We start from the raw sequence: 16991 nt of genomic DNA on the forward strand, positions 1-16991 counted from the left end.
CCCCCGGCGCCTATGGCCTCGCTCTTGCCGCCTGGGACACCCGCATCCTGCTCAGCCCCCGCGCCGACACCCCCGCCTCAGGCCTGGAATGGCTCACCCTGCAACGCAACTGGTGGTCCGGCACGACGACACCCGGCCACACTCCCCTACCCACACCCGCACAAGAACAACGCAACAGCGTCGACTTCACCAACGACTGGTCCTTCCTGCCTGTCGACACCCTCACCCCCACCCAAATCCTCGCCCTCACCGGACCCGGCGTCGACGACACCGCCTGGGAACACCGCGACCTGGGCATCTGGACCATGCCCGACCACCCCGACGTCCACCACGCCGTCCTCCGCAAACACTTCACCATCCCGGACGACTGGACCACCGGCGAAACCCAACTCTGGCTCCACATCGACAAAGAAAACACCATCTTCCATGACAAAGGCCGCATCTACCTGGACGGAATTCTCATCCAAGACCTCACCGGCGCCGGCCTCGCCGGCCTGGCCGCCAACACCCTCCTACCACCCGGGCAACACCTCATGGCCCTAGAAGTCCAAGGAACCAGCACCGCCACCGGCATCACCGCCAACGCCTGGGCCTACCACGTCCCCGAACCCGAATCCCGCCAAGACCTCACCGGCACCTGGACCCTCACCGGCGCCGACGGCCTCCACGACACCGGCCAAGCAGTCATTCCCGGAGCATTCACGGCCGCCTTCGCCGCCCGCGACGTCACCATCGACGCCGGCCGCGCTGGGGCCAGCGCCGTCCTCTACATCCGCCGTCCCAACACCTCCATCAACGGCATCCTCATCAACGGCACCTTCATCGGCGACATCTACCCCGCCACCAAGGTCGGCGACACCCTCCTCATCAACATCACCAACAAGATCCTCTACGGACAGACCAACCGCATCGAGCTCGCCACCTCCAACGCAACCGAACCGACCAACATCACCACCATCGAAATCCGGTACTACAACCCCACTACCTACCCATAAGCCAACCCCACCACCGTCGCCGACGATGGTGACAAATTCACTGACGGAAATCCTGGGCGCGACAATTCGGCAACCGCCGACCTCACTATCCGGGTCGGCTGTTGCGGGGCTGGCCGGCTAGGCGTCCGTTGGTGATCCAGATTCGGACAACTATGATCGGAGAGTTTCGGTGACAGTTAGAATTCGTTCCGGCAGCACGGTACTGTTCATTGGTGACAGCATTACCGATGTCGGTCGGGACAGGTCCAACGGAGACGACCTGGGTGGCGGATACCCATCGCTAGTCGCCGAGCAATTTGCGTTGAGCCAGAATCTCCGGGACGTGCATGTCCTCAATCGTGGAATCGGCGGAAACCGGATCTGCGACCTGCGCGAACGCTGGGACGCCGATTGTCTGAAGCTCAAACCTGACCTCATCTCCGTCCTGGTAGGCATTAATGACGCCATTCATGCCGACAAGGGGGATGGCACTCCCACGGTGGACGACTACCAGGCTGACTACCAGACGATGTTGCAGAGTGCCCGGCGGGTAAACCCCGCCGTGCAGTTGGTATTGATCGAACCGTTCCTGCTGCCGGTCCGGGACGAGCAGCGCGAGACGCGAACTGAGGTTGACCAGCGGATCGCCGTGGTCCAGCGGATGGCCGCCGATTTCGGCGCCACGCTGCTGGCTGCAGACCCGCTGTTCACTCAAGCCGCCGCGGCGAGCTCAACGCAGGAGTGGTGCCCCGACGGCGTGCATCCAACCCCAGCCGGCCATTCCTTGCTGGCCGATGCATGGCTTGAGGTCACGCACAGCGGCCAGTCAAGTTGCGTGAGTTCGCAGCGATGAGATCGGCACCCACACTGTTGAGGACCAGTTCCACAGCGATTGGCCGCGGCGCGGGTCCTCGGCGTCGAGGGCGAGTTATGGAGTTCACGGCTGGTGAGTTCGATCAGCGACGTGGCTGACCGGAGGCTCCGGCGAAGGCTTGGATCCTGACTGCCTCGCTCACAGCAAGGAAGCACCACGTCAAACTGATGGAAGGCAAGAACAGTGCATATGGATCGACTCCTTGTCGAGGATCGACTGGAGCAGACGCTCACCCGCCGGCTGAGGCCAGCGATCTATTCGGAATCGATCAGCCTTCAGGTCGAATCCTGGCAGGTCCCCGACGAGCCCGTTTCGGTCGCCGAGGCGCTCGCGGCGAGCTACAACCCATTCACGGTCGGATCCATGTGGGGGCCAGCCTGGTCGACCATGTGGCTCCGCGTACGGGGAAAGGTTCCGGCGGCCTGGTCGGGCCGTCGGGTCGAGGCCGTGATCGACCTTGGCTTCAGCCACCCAGGACCGGGACGGCAAGCTGAAGGGCTCGTCTACGATTCCACCGGTCTGCCAATCAAGGGCCTGGCGCCGCGTACGAACTACGTCCCCATCGCCGCACCCGCCCAGGGCAATGAGGATGTGCTGCTGTACGTCGAGGCGGCGGCCAACCCGTTCATTTCGGCGATGGTCGGCGAGGGAGATCCCCGTGGCGACAAACTAACCGCGGACACTGAACTGCTCTACCAGCTCACCTGTGCGGATCTGGCCGTTCTTGACGAGGACGTCTGGCAACTCGTCCTGGACATCGAGGTGCTGTCGGAACTGATGCACGAGTTGCCGGCCAACGAGCCCCGACGGCACGAGATCCTACGAGCACTCGAGCGGATGCTTGACACTCTCGACCCGCACGACGTGTCAGGATCAGCGGGCCGCGCGCGATGGGAACTCACCGACATGCTTGCCCGCCAGGCTCACGCGAGTGCTCACCGGATCTCGGCCGTGGCACACGCACACATTGACACAGCCTGGATGTGGCCGCTGCGCGAGACCATCCGAAAGTCCAGTCGCACCTTTTCAAATGTCCTGGCACTCGCCCGTGACTACCCGGAACTGGTATTCGCCTGCTCGCAGGCCCAGCAGTACGCGTGGATCAAGGAGTTTCATCCACCGATATTCGCGGGTATCAAGACTGCAGTTCAATCCGGAAACTGGGAGCCCGTCGGCGGCATGTGGGTCGAGTCGGACACCTACCTGCCCGGCAGTGAGGCGTTGGCGCGGCAATTAATTCACGGGACAAGGTTCTTTGTCGACGAGTTCGGTGTCGAGACCGACGGAATCTGGCTCCCCGATTCCTTCGGCTACACCGGGGCGTTCCCTCAGCTCGCGAAGCTTGTCGGCGCACGCTGGTTCCTGATCCAGAAACTTAGCTGGAACGATACCAACAGGTTCCCACACAACTCCTTCTGGTGGGAGGGCATTGACGGGACCCGCATCTTCGCCCACCAGTCCCCGATCGATACGTATGCCTCGACGCTCTCTGGTAGCGAGCTTGCCCACGCGGTGCACAGCTACGCCGAGAATGGCTTCGCTACGACCTCTCTAGCTATGTACGGGTACGGCGACGGCGGTGGTGGTCCGACCCGTGAAATGCTTGAGAAAGCGCGCCGGCTCGGAAGCCTGGAGGGATCACCTACCGTCACAGTCGAGTCGGCCTCCAGCTTCTTCGACAAAGCGATGAGCGAATATCCAGACGCTCCCGTGTGGTCAGGTGAGCTCTACCTTGAGCTACATCGCGCCACCTTCACCTCGCAGGCGAAGATGAAGTCCGGCAACCGGCTGAGCGAGCGTCTGCTGCGCGAGGCCGAGCTGTGGTCAGCGACCGCTGCACTGCACGGCGACTTTGCCTATCCGTACGACCAGCTCGATCAGCTGTGGAAGACGGTGCTACTGCACCAATTCCACGACATCCTGCCGGGGACCTCTATTGCGTGGGTGCATCGCGAGGCGCGCGCGGCCTATGAGAAAGCAGAAGTCGAGCTGGAAGACATCATTCGCCGCGCGGCCGCCGCGCTGCCCGGTACCGGCCCCGGAGCCAGCAGTTTCCTCAACGCGGCGCCACATGAGCGCGCCGAGGTTATGGCAGCGCCCCTTGAGTTGGCAGACGGCGTGGAGGTGACGCAGAACCTCTCCGACGGCCGGACTGCCGTGTGGGTTGAGGCACCTGCGCTCGGTATCGGCGCCACCACCGTCGGCCTCCCCGCGAGCAAGTTGCCGGTGACCGTCAGCGACGGTGTTCTCGACAACGGCCTGATCCGCGTTACTGTCGACGAAACTGGTGTGATCACGTCGTTATACGACTACCCAAATGCGCGGGAGACCCTCGCTGCGGGCGACGCCGGCAACCTACTGCAACTGCATCCCGACAACCCTAGTCGCTGGGATGCTTGGGAACTCGACCGGAATTACCGGCATAGCCACGTTGATCTCACCGAGGCCGACTCGGTCCAGGTTGTCGACAGCGGCCCGTTGCTGGGCTCAATTCGTGTGCAGCGATCATTCGGCAAGTCATCGCTTACCCAGACGCTCGTGGTACGTGCCGGTAGCAGTCGCCTCGACGTACTGAACGAAATAGACTGGTATGAATCAGGAGCGATACTCAAGGCCGCCTTCCCGTTCGACATTCACGCCGATCGCGAGTCTGCGGAAATTCAATTCGGCCATGTGCATCGACCGACCCATTCCAATACCAGTTGGGACGCGGCTCGCTTTGAGTTGTACGCGCACCGCTGGGTACACATCGACGAGGCCGGCTATGGCGTCGCCCTACTCACCGATTCCACCTACGGTCACGACATCAACCGCCACGCGCGCGACGGTAGAAGCACGACGACGACGGTGCGGCTGACGCTGCTGCGTGCTCCGCGCAACCCCGACCCGAAGACCGATCAGGGCGTGCACCGATTCACCTACGCCGTGCTGCCCGGAGCCACCATCTCCGATGCGGTTGCCGAGGGCTACGCGCTCAACATCCCGCTGCGCTCCCTCGACACGGCCCACGACCTGACGCCACTGGTGACCGTCGACAATCCCGCCGTCGTCGTGGAGGCGGTCAAACTGGCGGACGACCGCTCGGGCGACATCGTCGTACGACTGTACGAATCGCTTGGTGGAAAGGCCCACACAGCCATTCATACCAACCTCCCTCTACAGAGTGCGAACCTCGTCGACCTGCTGGAGCGACCGCTAACTGAGGTCAGGAGCGACGGCGATGTCGTACGCCTGGCGCTACAACCCTTCGAGATATGCACACTGCGACTATCGCGTCAGCCTTAACAAACCAACTTCCAACTTCATCAGCAGCGTTGAGACTGCTGTCCTTGAACGGCGGGCCGTTCGCGGTCGGGCGCCAGCTTGCCCACCATGCCAGAGTTGCCCTAGGCAAGGATTAGACGCACCCGTCGGCGCGCCCCGCCTGCTCAGACAGGCTGCGCCGCCGACTTCTCGACGGCAGCGCCGGGCTGGTCTGGTCCGGCAAATTCCGTTCGATGGTCGGGGAGGTCCTCCGTGGGCTGGTTGTCCGCCTCCATGAGGACGAGGCAATCCGGCTGGCTGCCGATCAGGCGCCCTGCATATCTGGTGTCGTTCGCCGCGAGTTCCTCCAGCAGTACCAGCGCCTCCTCACCGAGCGCCACGGCTGGTTCGAGTTCGCCGAGGTCCTCGTGTGCCGCCGCCAACTCCTGAAGAGCTCGCAGCAGCCCGCGAGAGCTTGTGGAGTCGGGGTGCTCGCGACAGACAGCGAGACCTTCGGCTGCGAACTGCCGGGCCAGCTCGGGTTGGTCGAACCAGTTGAGGCGGAGGGCGGTGTCGGCCAACTCCAGAACTAGGTCCTCGTTGTGTTCGGCGTCCGCCTCCGCCTGCGCACGCCGTACGGCGAGGCTGTCGCGGAAGACTGCGAGTGACTTCCTCATCCTCCCGGAGGGAGCCCAGGCCCTGGCCGATCACCTGGCAGGCTGCCCGCATAGTTGGATCGATGCTCATCGTCACCCTCGCCGAAGCGTCGCCGCAGCTCCAGCGACTCGAACCAGCGCGCCTTTCCCTCAGGCACCCGGTCTGCGGTCACCAGGGTGCTGCCAAGCATCCGGACGGCCTCGGCGAGCTCAGGTACGCGGTCGGGATCCTCGGCGACGAGCACGCGCTCGTAGTCGACCCACACTTCCATGGGAGCGGACGAACGGCTCCTCGACTACCGTTCGTTCGCTGTTCCGATCGGACAGCGGCAAGCACCTCCAGGCGAGAATCTTCGACGAGGTGATCTGGAAGCCGACTCTTGCCGCCGCTGGTCTGATTCCAGCACCGACCACGGACGTCCGCGGCCGACGCCGCTTTGTCACCGATCGAAGAACCGGCCTCCACTGAGACACTTCTACGCGAGCGTCACCCTCGCCGATGGAGTCAATGTGAAGGAGCTCGCCGCGTACCTCGGTGATCACGATCCGGGGTTCACTCTTCGCCTCTACACGCATATGTTGCCGTCGTCGTTCGATCGGGCCCGGCGGGCTATCGACAACAGGATGCTCCGGCGATCGCGATCGGCCGCTGACGGAGCAGGGGCGGAGCAGGGCGATCCCGGCCCGTCGGCCATCCATCGGCTGGGTCGGTTCCAGAGACGACCGAAGAGCCGTCAATCGGCCTCTGACCTGCTATTTCAGCTCGACTGAGGTCTTGCCCAGCAACCTTCTGGCGACGATCAACTGCTGGATTTGTTGGGTGCCTTCGAAGATGTCGAGGATTTTGGAGTCTCGGGCCCACTTTTCCAGCAGGTGGTGTTCGCTGTAGCCGAGGCTGCCGGTCAGTTCAACGCAGCGCAGGGTGATGTCGTTGCCGACGCGGCCTGCCTTCGCCTTGGCCATTGAAGCCTGGAGGGAGTTGGGTTTGCCGTTGTCGGCCATCCAGGCGGCCTGCAGCGTGAGGAGGTACGCCGCTTCCCAGTCCGCTTCCATCTGCAGGTACGACGCGGCTGCCGCCGACTGCGTGTGGACCGGTCGGTCGTAGTCGATCTCGACACCCGCCTCGGCCAGCAACTCCCGCGTCAATTCCAGCGAGGCCCGGGCACATCCGACAGCCATCGCGGCCACCAGCGGGCGGGTGTTGTCGAAGGTCTGCATCACACCCGCAAACCCCTTCTCCGCATCGACTTCAGCCGAGCCGAGCAGGTTCGCGGCCGGCACCCGGCAGTCCTCGAAGCGGATGGTCGCGGTGTCCGAGGAGCGGATCCCGAGCTTGTGCTCCAGCCGCTCGACCGTCATCCCCGGGGTGTCCTTGAACACCACGAACGACTTGATCGCCGCCCGGCCGAGCGACTTGTCCAGCGTCGCCCACACGACCACGGCATCACACCGACCGCCCGCAGTGACGAAGATCTTCTCGCCGTTGATGACGTAGTGATCGCCGTCCAGCCTCGCGGTCGTCTGAATGCTCGCCGAGTCCGAACCACATCCCGGCTCGGTGATCGCCATCCCGGCCCACACCCCGTCGAACCGTTCCAACTGCTCGTCCGACGCCACCGAGGCGATCGCCGAGTTGCCCAGTCCCTGCCGCGGCATCGACAGCAGCAGCCCGACGTCGCCCCAGCACATCTCCATGATCGACAGCACCGACGAGAGGTTCGACCCGTTCTTCACCTTGGCGTCGTCCGGGTCCTCCTCAGTCCGCCGTACGCCGCTCGCTCCCGCACCCGAGCCTGTCCCTGACGCGCTGAGGCCGTCCACCAGCGCCGCGAGCATGTCGAGTTCCTTCGGATACTCGTGCTCCGCGAGGTCGTACCGGCGCGAGTTCGGCCGCAGCATCTCCGCCGCGACCTGGTGGGCCTGGTGGACGAAGGCCCGGAACTTCCGTGGCGTCTCCAGGTTGATCATCAGACCAGCACCGCGCCTTCCATCACGCCGACGGCCCGCAGATCGCGGTACCACCGCTCGACCGGATGTTCCTTGACGAATCCGTGCCCGCCGAGCAACTGCACCCCGTCGGTCCCGATCTGCATCCCCTTCTCGGTACACAGCCGCCGGGCCAGCGCGACCTCACGGGCGAACGGAAGCCCTTGTTCCGCGCGCGATCCGGCCCGGTAGGTGACGAGCCGCATGCCCTCCAGTTCGATGGCGATGTTCGCCACCATGAACGCCACCGACTGCCGGTGACTGATCGGCTCGCCGAACGCGGTCCGCTGGTTCACGTACGGCGTGACGTAGTCGAGCACCGCCTTCGCAGTACCGAGGGAGAGAGCGCACCAGCCGAGTCGCGCGAGCCGGACGCAGTCCGCGTAGTCCTCGAGTGATCCGAGTTGGACGGCCGGAACGTCGTCGAGGAAGACCCGGCTCAGGCTCGCCGCCCGGAGTCCCATCGACGGTTCCGCCTCGATGGTGACGCCGGGGTGGTCCGACTCGATCAGGAACAACGCCGGGCCCTGGTCCTCCAGTTGCGCCGCGATGACGAACACCTCCGCCTCGGCGCCTCGTGGTACGAGGGACTTCACCCCATTGAGCAGGTGACCCGTTCGTTGCCGGGTCGCGCGAGTCCGCAGGTCGAACGGGTCGAACAGCGGCCGTGGCTCGACGATCGCGAGAGCGGCAGCCGGCACGGATTCCCCGGTGAAGGCAGGCAGGTACGTCGCCTGCTGGGTCTCGTCGCCCCACAACGAGATCGCCGTGCTCACCGCAGCCGGTGCGAGACACGCAACCGCCTGCCCCATGTCGCCGTGAGCCATCGCCTCCGCCACGAGCACCCCGGTCATCGCCGACCGCTCGCTGACGATCCCGCCGAGCTCTTCCGGTACTTCGATCAGGCTCAACCCGAGCTCGGAACTCTGCTGAAGCACCTTGAGATCGGTCGTCCCGGCAACATCCGCGTCGGGAGCACCCGGCCGCAAGACCTCGGCGGCGAACTCCGTCACCACCCCGACCACCATCTGCTGGTCTTCGGTCGGCGTCAGATCGAACCGCCCGGTCCCCCGCGCCGCAGGCAACCGCGACGGCTTGGCCAGCTTGCTCGCCGCGGTGAAGCTCCTGGTCAACGCACCAGCCGTCCGGAACCCCGTCCGCGTCGCCTCGAACACCACCCGCTCGGTCTGCTTCCGCAACCCCAACCGGTCGATCGCCCGCGACCTGGCCAGCCGGTTCAGCAGCGCGACCCCTATCCCGATCGGATCCCGCCGCACCTTGCCCCGGGCACTCCGCTGCTCGATAGCCATGCCGCAACTGTAAACCGAAGTTACAACCTAAGTCACGTGACGCCGCACACGGTGACGGCTGGTGACGTGGGAGCCGGGGCAGTGCGTGATGGGATCAGTCGGTGGGAAGGGCTGCTGCTTTGGTGGAGAGGTACTGCTGTTCTGGGAGGCTGGTGGTTCGGCGGGCTGCTGCCAGGTAGTAGGCCCGGGCTTCGCGGGGTTGGTCGGCTCGTTCCAGCAGGTGGGCGCGGACGGCGTCCAGGCGATGGTTGCCCGTCATGCGGTTGTCGCCGTCGAGGGTGGCGAGCAGATCGAGGCCGGCCTGGGGGCCCTCCACCTCGGCCAGAGCGATGGCGCGGTTGAGGGTGACCATCGGGTTCGGCGAGAACCTCTCCAGCAACAGATACAGCGACAAGATCTGCGGCCAGTCGGTTTCGTCGGCACTCGGGGCTTCGGAGTGGACGGCGGCGATGGCGGCCTGCAGTTGGTACGGGCCGACCTGACCGTGGCTGAGAGTTCGCAGGACCAGCGCGGCGCCTTCGTCGATCGACTCGCGGAGCCAGAGGCTGCGGTCCTGTTCGTCGATGGGGACCAACCGGCCATCCGGCGTACTGCGGGCCGCGCGGCGGGCGTCGGTGAGCAGCATCAAGGCCAGCAGACCGGCGACCTCCCCGTCGTCCGGGAGGAGTTGGTAGAGCATCCGGCTCAGGCGGATCGCCTCGGCGGTGAGCTCGACCCGTTGCAGGTCGGGACCGGAACTGGCCGTGTAGCCCTCGTTGAAGATCAGGTAGAGAACCTGGAGCACCACCCGGAGCCGATCGGCCCGCTCCTCCTCCGGCGGCAGGACGAACCGGCTGCCCGCGGCTTTGATGCTCTTCTTCGCCCGGCTGATCCGCGGCGCCATCGTTGCCTCCGGCACCATGAACGCCTTGGCGATCTCGGCAGTGGTGAGACCACCGACCGCGCGCAACGTCAACGCGACCTGCGACGCGGGCGTGACAGCCGGATGGCAGCAGAGGAAGAGCAGGGTCAACGTGTCGTCGGATTCCGGCGGCTGGTCATGATCGGCGCCCGGGGCAACCAGTTCCTCAGCTCCTGCCATCGCGGCGACATTGTCCTCACGCCGCCGCCGCGCGCTCTCGCTCCGGAACTGATCCGTCAGCTTGCGGCCGGCAACGGTGATCAACCACCCCCGCGGATTGGCCGGGATCCCATCGGCCGGCCACTGGGTCGCCGCCGCCAGCAGAGCTTCCTGTACTGCGTCCTCGCACAGATCGAACTGCCCGTTCCTACGCGCCAGGAACCCGAGAACCTGCGGAGCCAACTCCCGCAGCAACTCCTCGACGCGGCTACTCACTACTCCTCCACCCGGCCGGACGGGGGCGCGAGGATGCCGGTCTCGATCGTCTGGAGGATGGTCGCCGGCGCGGCCAGGCGGGACAGCGCGTTCTCCTCGACGGCCTCCCAGCCGATGAAGACCATCCACATCAGGATCCGGGTGATCCAGTCAACGCTGAGATTGGCGGCGAAAACGCCCTCGCGGTGGCCGCGGTCGATCAGCGCCTCAATAGGCTTGCTCGCCTGCTCGAGCTTCTCGAAGAACCGCGCCACGTCGGGGTCGGGGTCGGGCTGGTAGAAGGTGGGCTCGTTGAACAGGAAGAAGATCCGCTGGCCGAGCGCGGAATACCCGACGACCAGCCGCCGGAACGCCTCCAGCGGGGGTCCCTGATCGAGCTCGGCGTCGGCGATCGCCCGCTCGAAGCCGACGAGCACATCCTCCGCCAGAGCGAAAACCAGCTCGGCCCGATCGGCGAAGTACCGGTGCAAGGTACTGCGGGCCACCTTCGCCTCGGCCGCGACCTCGCTCAGCGAGGCGTTCCGCCGCTTGGCGAACACCACCACCGCGGCGTCCAGGATCGCTCTGCGGGTCCGCGTCCGGCTACCCGACTCGACCGTGTCAGTCATGACCCCGACCTTATCCCCATCGGTCGCCATTGGTTAAGAATAGGACATCATTGTCCGATTCTGCTACCTTGGCGCTCTAGTACCGATCACCGGAGGGGACCGATGAGCGAGAAGTTGCGGTGGCAGAACGTCCGGATGCTGTGGTCGTTCGTGCGACCGCACCGACGGACACTCCTGCTCGGCCTGGTGCTGGGCCTGGGCACAACCGGCGCGTCCCTGGCCACCCCGATGGTGACCAAGTCGGTGCTCGACGGTCTCGCGACCTCGGCATCGATCGGCCCGGCGGTGGCGCTGCTGATCGCGCTGTTGGTGGCCGGCTCGATCCTCGGGCTGGTGCAGTGGATCGTGCTGGGCCGGATGGGCGAGCGGGTCGTACTCGATGCCCGCAGTTCGATGGTCCGCAGGCTCTTCCGGGTCCGGATCGGTGAACTGGCCGGCCGCTCCCCCGGCGAACTCGTCACCCGGGTCACGTCGGACACGGTGCTGCTCCGCGAAGCCGCCGCGTCGAGCCTGGTGGAGTTGGTGAACAGCGTGATCGGGCTGGTCGGCGCGCTGATCCTGATGGCGCTGCTCGACGGGGTCCTGCTGGCGACCACCCTCGCGGCGCTGGTGATCGTCGCGATCATCGTCGGCCTGTTGATGCCCCCGATGGCCCGGGCCCAGGAGCAGGCCCAGGGTGCGGTCGGCCGGCTGGGCGGCGTACTGGAAGGTGCGTTGCGGGCGATCCGCACCGTGAAGGCGAGCCGCGCCGAGGCGCGGGAGAGCGAGCGGGTGATCGTCGAGGCGACCGAGTCGGCGCGGCAGAGCATCCGGGCGGTCCGCTACCAGGCCGTCGCCTTCACCATCGCGGGTTTCGGGATCGGGCTGGCGATCATGATCATTCTCGGCCTCGGTGCCTGGCGGGTCGGCGAGGGACTGCTGACCGTTTCCGCGCTGGTCGCGTTCCTGCTGTACGCGTTCCAGTTGATGGAGCCGGTGTCGAGCCTGGCGACGACCGTCGGCGGACTCCAGTCCGGCATCGCCGCCGCGGCGCGGATCCGGGAGGTCGACGCGTTCGAACTCGAGCCGGCCGACACCGGCCCGGCGCGGGTCGCGCAGCAGGACCTCAGCAAGGCCGCGCTCTCCTTCGAGAACGTGACGGCTCGCTACGCCCCGGGCGCCGCCCCGGCCGTCCGGGACATCACCCTGGAGATCCCGCGGGTCGGGCATACCGCGATCGTCGGGCCGTCCGGCGCCGGCAAGACCACCATATTCTCCCTGCTCCTCCGCTTCCTGAATCCCGACAGCGGCCGCCTCATACTGGACGGAACCCCCTTGCAGGACTGGTCTTTGGAGGACCTGCGCAGGAGAGTCGTGTACGTCGAACAGGACACTCCCCTGGTACCGGGGACCCTCCGGGAGAACCTGCTGTACACCCATGACGAGGCAAACGAGGACGACATCTGGGAGGCACTGCGGGCGGTCCGGTTGGACGAACGCGTCCGCGCACTACCCGACGGACTCGACACCTCGCTGTCGACGGCAGTGATCTCGGGCGGTGAGCGGCAGCGGATCGCGTTGGCCCGGGCCTTGGTCGGCGACCCCGAGATCCTGCTACTGGATGAGGCGACCGCGCAGTTGGACGGGCTCACCGAGGCCGCGGTGCACGAGGTGATCGCCCGGATCGCGAGCACCGGCGCAGTACTGACCATCGCGCACCGACTGAGCACGGTCATCGACGCCGGCCAGATCATCGTGCTGGAGGCCGGCCAGGTCCGGGCCCAGGGCAACCATCAGGAGCTGCTCGCGTCCGACGATCTCTATCGGGACCTCGTTGCCGCCCTCCGGATCGCCACCCAGCCGGAGCGATCAGCTCTGGAGGTTGCGGAGTAGCGCATTCAAGGGGCGGCGCGTCAGCGGGCCGAGGACTGACGCGTCACGGAGCGCCGTTCGGGCAGCCAGGTGACCGCAGGCACCGTGGACACCAGGACCTGGGTGGATCGCGGAGCTGCCCAGGTACAGGCCGGACACGACCGTGCGGGGACTGCCCAGGCCGATGGTCGGGCGGAAGATCAGCTGCTGGTGGAGCTGGGTCGTGCCGCCGCCCAGAGCACCGAGGCCGAGGGAGGCGTTGGCGGAGGAGAAATCACTGGGTCGCTGCAGGTTGCGATCCAGGATGACGTCGGCGAAGCCGGGTGCGTAGCGCTCGATCAGCCTCTCCATCCGGTCCCCGAGCTTCTCGGCCGACGCGTCGTCCGCGATCCCCCGTGGCAGGTGTGAATAGGCCCAGACGGCCTCGGTCCCAGCCGGCGACCGGGACGGATCGGACTTGGTGGTCTGGCCGATCAGCAGGAACGGCGCCGAGGGCAACCGCCCGGTGTCGAGGTCGGCGGACAGGTGCACCAGGTCGTCCGCGGTGCCGCCGAGGTGGACCACGCCGGCCTTCCGGGCGTCCGCGGCCTGCCACGGGATCGGTCCGCTCAGGCGGTAGTTCAGTTTGACGGTCGGGTAGTCCCATTCGAACGCGTCCAGATCGCGGCGCACTCCCGACGGAACACTTGCTTTTGGCAACAGTTCGTCGTACAGGGTGAGGGCGGACACGTCCGCGATCACAGCGCGGCCGACGGCGACCTGCTCGCCGGAGGCGGTGCGGACGCCGGCCACCTTCCCGGCGGACACGTCGATACCGACAACCGGAGTACCGGCGACGAAGAGCGCACCCGCGCGTTCGGCGCGGCGGATCAGGGCGGAGGACAGCGAGCTGGAACCACCGGCCGCGACCGGGAACCCGACGTCCTGGGCCAGCATCCCCAACAGCCAGCCCATCGTCCCGCTGACGCTGCCACTGGGGGGCGCGTCGGCGTGGAACGAGTTGCCTGCCAGCAGCGCACGACCGGCGGGACCTTCGAAGAGCTCCTGTCCCATCCGGTGCATCGGCATCGCCATGAACCGCGCGAACCGGGCGAGCTCCCCCGCCGAGCCGAGCTTGCGGGCCAGCTTGACGCCGGGGACGACCGGAGGCCAGGTGGTCAGCAGGGACTGCAGGAACGGCTCGCGAATCTTGACGTACTTCTCGTAGAGCCGAAGCCAGGCCTCACCGTCGGCCGGGTGGTCGACCGAGATCGACGCGGCGGTGTCGTTCGGGTCCGGATGGATCGATGCCGCCGTGTCGGGGTCGAGCAGGTGGGTCAACGGCAGCGGCGCATGCGCCCAGCGCAGACCGAACTCCTCCAGCCCGAGCGACCGTAGTACAGGTGAGGCCACGCCGAGCGGGTAGTTGGAACTGAACCGGTCGCTGATCCAGCCATCGCTCGCAGTGGATCGGACGGCACCGCCGAACTCGTCGGCGGCCTCCAGTACGAGCACGTCCCAACCCGCGTCAGCCAGAGCGATCGCGCTCACCAGCCCGTTCGGCCCCGAGCCGACCACCACAGCATCAACACTGCGCGGCAGCATGCCTCGACCTTAGCTCTGGCGGGACTCGATCTGTTGCATGAGGGTGGTTAGCTCTCGGGCGCGGCCCAGCATCGCGGGGTCGACCATGCGGCCGTCGGGGAGCACGATTACGCCGCCCTCGGCGACGCCGGCCTTCTCTACTGCGGCCAGCAGCGCGGCCGCATCCGCCACCTGAGAGGCAGATGGCGTGAAGCATTCGACGATCGTGGCCAGCTGTCGCGGGTGGATCGCAGTACGCCCGACGAACCCAAGCGCCCGGCCCTCCAAACAGGTCCGCCGCAGACCGTCTTCGTCGTTCACGTGCGGGTAGACCGACATCATCGGCGCACCGCGCCCGGCCGCCCTTGACGCGGACACCAACCGGCCGCGGGCCCATCCCAGTCCTTCGGGACCGTCGACACCGAGCGAGCTGGCCAGATCGGCTTCACCGAGCGCGACCGCGACCACCCGCTCGTCGGCGGACGCGATCTCGAACGCCCGCTCCAGCCCGAGCGGTGACTCGATCAGCGCGGTGATCTTTGCCGACGGCACCCGCTCCAGCACCCACCGAATGTCGTTCGCACTCTCCACCTTGGGCACTCGGATCCGCACGCCCGGTACTGCGGCCAGCGCGGCCAGGTCGTCCTCGCTCCAAGGCGAGCCCGGTGCGTTCACCCGGATCTCGACCGAGTCCGACGCATGCGCCGCGATCCACGCGACCGCCCAGCCACGAGCCTCGGCCTTGTCGTCCACCGGGACGGCGTCCTCGAGATCGAACACCACCAGATCCGCTCCGGCCGACACGGCCTTCGAGAACCGATCAGGCCGACTCGCCGGCACATAAAGAGCCGTCAACACGTGGCGCCCCATCTCATAACCGTCGAGTTATCCCACCAAGAGACACTAGACGACACCGGCGTCACGGAGGGCGGCTAATTGTTCGGGTGTGACCCCGATCTCAGCCAGTACTGCGTCTGTGTCGGCGCCATGAGGTCGGCCCGCCCAACGGATCGACCCGGGCGACTCCGACAGCCGGAACAGCACGTTCTGCATCTGGACCGGACCGCCGAGCTCGTCGTCATCCACCTCGACAATCGTGTTCAGTGCCGCGTACTGCGGATCCGTCATGATCCCGCGGATGTCATGCACCGGCCCGACCGCTGCCTCCGCCTTCTCGAAGGCGAGCATGACCTCGTCGAGAGAGCGCTCCCCGATCCAGGATCCGACCGCGTCGTCCAACTCGTCGGCGTGCTCGGCCCGTTCCCGGCCGGTCCCGAACCACGGCTGCGCGACCAGATCCGGCCGGCCGACGAGCGTCACCACTCGTTCCGCGATGCTCTGCGAGCTCGTGGAGACGGCGACCCAGCGGCCGTCGGCGGTCTGGTAGACGTTGCGAGGCGCGTTGTTCGACGAGCGATTCCCCAACCGGGGCTGGACATAGCCGGTCTGCTGGTACGCCGTGATCTGGCCGCCCAACATCATCAGGATCGGCTCGATGATCGCCATGTCGATCACCTGCCCCGCCCCCGACCGATCCCGCTCGCGCAGAGCCACCAGTACGGCGTACGCGGTGGCGAGTGCTGTGATCCCGTCGGCCAGGCCGAAAGGTGGCAGCGTCGGAGGGCCATCGGGTTCACCTGTGACAGCGGCGAATCCGCTCATCGCCTCGGCCAGGGAGCCGAAGCCCGGGCGGCTCGACCAAGGGCCGACCTGGCCGAACGCGGTCACCCGGGCGATCACCAGCCGGGGGTTGGACTCCAGCAGCACATCCGGTCCAAGTCCCCAGCGCTCGAGGGTGCCCGGCCGGAAGTTCTCCACCAGCACGTCGTTCGCCCGCACCAATTCCAGGAAGACCTCGCGCCCTTGCGACAGGTCGAGCGTCGCGAGCCGCTTGTTCCGGCCGAGGGTCTTGAACCACAGGCCGACACCGTCCTTGCTGGTGCCGTGCCCGCGGGCCGCGTCCGGCCGGGACGGATGCTCGATCTTCGTCACGTCCGCACCGAAGTCGCCCAGGAACGTCGCTGCCAACGGTCCCGCGAACAACGTCGCGGCCTCGAGGACCTTCACGCCCTCCAGCGGTGCGGCTCTCATCTCATCCCGCGCATCTACTGTCCCATCATCCGGCGCACCGGAAGCCGATGGTCTCCGAGCGATCCAGGCCGCCGCCGGTGAGCACCAGCTTGAAGCTCACCTCGGGCTCCTGTGGACCGCCGTCGGAGTACCAGTCGGAGCCCTCGGCAACGTAGTACGAGCCGCCCTTGACGATGCAGAACCGGCTCCGGCCGTCGCGGTGCTCGCTCTCGGTCAGGTTCCACACCAGCGGCTCGGCCCGGGTGAACCCGTCGAGCCCCGCGGCCACCTGCCACTCGTCCTCGGTCGGAAGCCGCCCGCCACGCCACTTCGCGTAGGCCCGTGCGTCCGGCAGATCGACATACGTCACCGGCTGATCCTCGGTGCCGGCCACCGGCGCCCCAGCGACCCAGTGCGCCAGGAAGCGGTTCGCGATCCTCGGCCGATAGCCGGTCGCCGTCAGGAACTCCGCGTACTCCGCGTTGGTCACCTCCCGGATCGCCACCGAGATCTCAGAGAG

Annotated in this window: 14 protein-coding genes; 4 read left to right on the top strand and 10 right to left on the bottom strand. The window is 66.6% G+C overall.

Going from position 1 to position 16991, the window contains the following annotated elements:
• The 3 genes from VFG33_RS21000 to VFG33_RS21010 form a co-directional block, all read left to right on the top strand.
• On the top strand, window positions 1-995 hold a 995-nt coding region (locus VFG33_RS21000), incomplete at its 5' end, for a hypothetical protein (RefSeq protein ID WP_325054613.1).
• A 169-nt stretch (window positions 996-1164) separates the two neighbouring features.
• Window positions 1165-1827: an SGNH/GDSL hydrolase family protein gene (locus VFG33_RS21005; protein ID WP_325054614.1), complete on the top strand. Its 663-nt coding sequence runs from the start codon at window positions 1165-1167 to the stop codon at window positions 1825-1827.
• A 210-nt stretch (window positions 1828-2037) separates the two neighbouring features.
• Window positions 2038-5133 carry an alpha-mannosidase gene (locus VFG33_RS21010; RefSeq protein ID WP_325054615.1) on the top strand — a complete coding sequence of 1032 codons (3096 nt, stop codon included), beginning with the start codon at window positions 2038-2040 and terminating at the stop codon, window positions 5131-5133.
• Window positions 5134-5276: 143 nt separating this feature from the next.
• Here VFG33_RS21010 and VFG33_RS21015 read toward each other — a convergent pair whose 3' ends face one another.
• The 6 genes from VFG33_RS21015 to VFG33_RS21040 all read right to left on the bottom strand — a co-directional run bounded on the left by VFG33_RS21015 (window position 5277) and on the right by VFG33_RS21040 (window position 10987).
• Entirely contained in the window at window positions 5277-5768 is a 492-nt protein-coding gene (locus VFG33_RS21015; protein ID WP_325054616.1) for a hypothetical protein, read from the bottom strand.
• Entirely contained in the window at window positions 5765-6019 is a 255-nt protein-coding gene (locus tag VFG33_RS21020; RefSeq protein ID WP_325054617.1) for a hypothetical protein, read from the bottom strand. The genes VFG33_RS21015 and VFG33_RS21020 overlap by 4 nt, the downstream gene beginning before the upstream one ends.
• Before the next feature lie 481 nt (window positions 6020-6500).
• A complete protein-coding gene (locus tag VFG33_RS21025; protein ID WP_325054618.1) occupies window positions 6501-7715 on the bottom strand; it encodes an acyl-CoA dehydrogenase family protein in 1215 nt (404 codons plus the stop codon).
• Complete coding sequence (locus VFG33_RS21030; RefSeq protein ID WP_325054619.1) at window positions 7715-9043, bottom strand: acyl-CoA dehydrogenase family protein; 1329 nt, start codon at window positions 9041-9043, stop codon at window positions 7715-7717. Before VFG33_RS21030 ends, VFG33_RS21025 begins: the two co-directional genes overlap by 1 nt.
• Window positions 9044-9137: 94 nt before the next feature.
• On the bottom strand, window positions 9138-10379 hold the full coding sequence (locus VFG33_RS21035) for an RNA polymerase sigma factor (RefSeq protein WP_325054620.1): 1242 nt from the start codon (window positions 10377-10379) through the stop codon (window positions 9138-9140).
• Window positions 10379-10987, bottom strand: coding sequence for a TetR/AcrR family transcriptional regulator (locus VFG33_RS21040; RefSeq protein WP_325054621.1), 609 nt, complete (start codon window positions 10985-10987; stop codon window positions 10379-10381). The genes VFG33_RS21035 and VFG33_RS21040 overlap by 1 nt, the downstream gene beginning before the upstream one ends.
• A 102-nt stretch (window positions 10988-11089) precedes the next feature.
• Between VFG33_RS21040 and VFG33_RS21045 the strand changes: the two genes are divergently transcribed.
• The gene (locus VFG33_RS21045; RefSeq protein WP_325054622.1) at window positions 11090-12859 is read left to right on the top strand and encodes an ABC transporter ATP-binding protein; all 1770 of its coding nucleotides are present in this window, start codon (window positions 11090-11092) and stop codon (window positions 12857-12859) included.
• Here the strand turns inward: VFG33_RS21045 and VFG33_RS21050 are convergent.
• The 4 genes from VFG33_RS21050 to VFG33_RS21065 form a co-directional block, all read right to left on the bottom strand.
• Complete coding sequence (locus tag VFG33_RS21050; protein ID WP_325054623.1) at window positions 12836-14422, bottom strand: phytoene desaturase family protein; 1587 nt, start codon at window positions 14420-14422, stop codon at window positions 12836-12838. The genes VFG33_RS21045 and VFG33_RS21050 overlap by 24 nt on opposite strands.
• A gap of 9 nt (window positions 14423-14431) precedes the next feature.
• The gene (locus VFG33_RS21055; RefSeq protein ID WP_325054624.1) at window positions 14432-15271 is read right to left on the bottom strand and encodes an HpcH/HpaI aldolase/citrate lyase family protein; all 840 of its coding nucleotides are present in this window, start codon (window positions 15269-15271) and stop codon (window positions 14432-14434) included.
• Window positions 15272-15304: 33 nt separating this feature from the next.
• Window positions 15305-16492, bottom strand: coding sequence for a CaiB/BaiF CoA transferase family protein (locus VFG33_RS21060; RefSeq protein ID WP_325054625.1), 1188 nt, complete (start codon window positions 16490-16492; stop codon window positions 15305-15307).
• 25 nt (window positions 16493-16517) lie between these two features.
• The coding region (locus VFG33_RS21065; RefSeq protein WP_325054626.1) for an SUMF1/EgtB/PvdO family nonheme iron enzyme at window positions 16518-16991 on the bottom strand (474 nt) is incomplete at its 5' end.

Source organism: Kribbella sp., from assembly GCF_035687465.1.
Classification (GTDB): domain Bacteria; phylum Actinomycetota; class Actinomycetes; order Propionibacteriales; family Kribbellaceae; genus Kribbella.

Coding starts and splice junctions, on each gene's coding strand:
- VFG33_RS21025 (WP_325054618.1), bottom strand. CDS start 7,715: ATGATCAACCTGGAGACGCCACGGAAGTTCCGGGCCTTCGTCCACCAG.
- VFG33_RS21015 (WP_325054616.1), bottom strand. CDS start 5,768: ATGAGGAAGTCACTCGCAGTCTTCCGCGACAGCCTCGCCGTACGGCGT.
- VFG33_RS21010 (WP_325054615.1), top strand. CDS start 2,038: ATGGATCGACTCCTTGTCGAGGATCGACTGGAGCAGACGCTCACCCGC.
- VFG33_RS21045 (WP_325054622.1), top strand. CDS start 11,090: ATGAGCGAGAAGTTGCGGTGGCAGAACGTCCGGATGCTGTGGTCGTTC.
- VFG33_RS21030 (WP_325054619.1), bottom strand. CDS start 9,043: ATGGCTATCGAGCAGCGGAGTGCCCGGGGCAAGGTGCGGCGGGATCCG.
- VFG33_RS21050 (WP_325054623.1), bottom strand. CDS start 14,422: ATGCTGCCGCGCAGTGTTGATGCTGTGGTGGTCGGCTCGGGGCCGAAC.
- VFG33_RS21020 (WP_325054617.1), bottom strand. CDS start 6,019: ATGGAAGTGTGGGTCGACTACGAGCGCGTGCTCGTCGCCGAGGATCCC.
- VFG33_RS21060 (WP_325054625.1), bottom strand. CDS start 16,492: ATGAGAGCCGCACCGCTGGAGGGCGTGAAGGTCCTCGAGGCCGCGACG.
- VFG33_RS21040 (WP_325054621.1), bottom strand. CDS start 10,987: ATGACTGACACGGTCGAGTCGGGTAGCCGGACGCGGACCCGCAGAGCG.
- VFG33_RS21055 (WP_325054624.1), bottom strand. CDS start 15,271: ATGGGGCGCCACGTGTTGACGGCTCTTTATGTGCCGGCGAGTCGGCCT.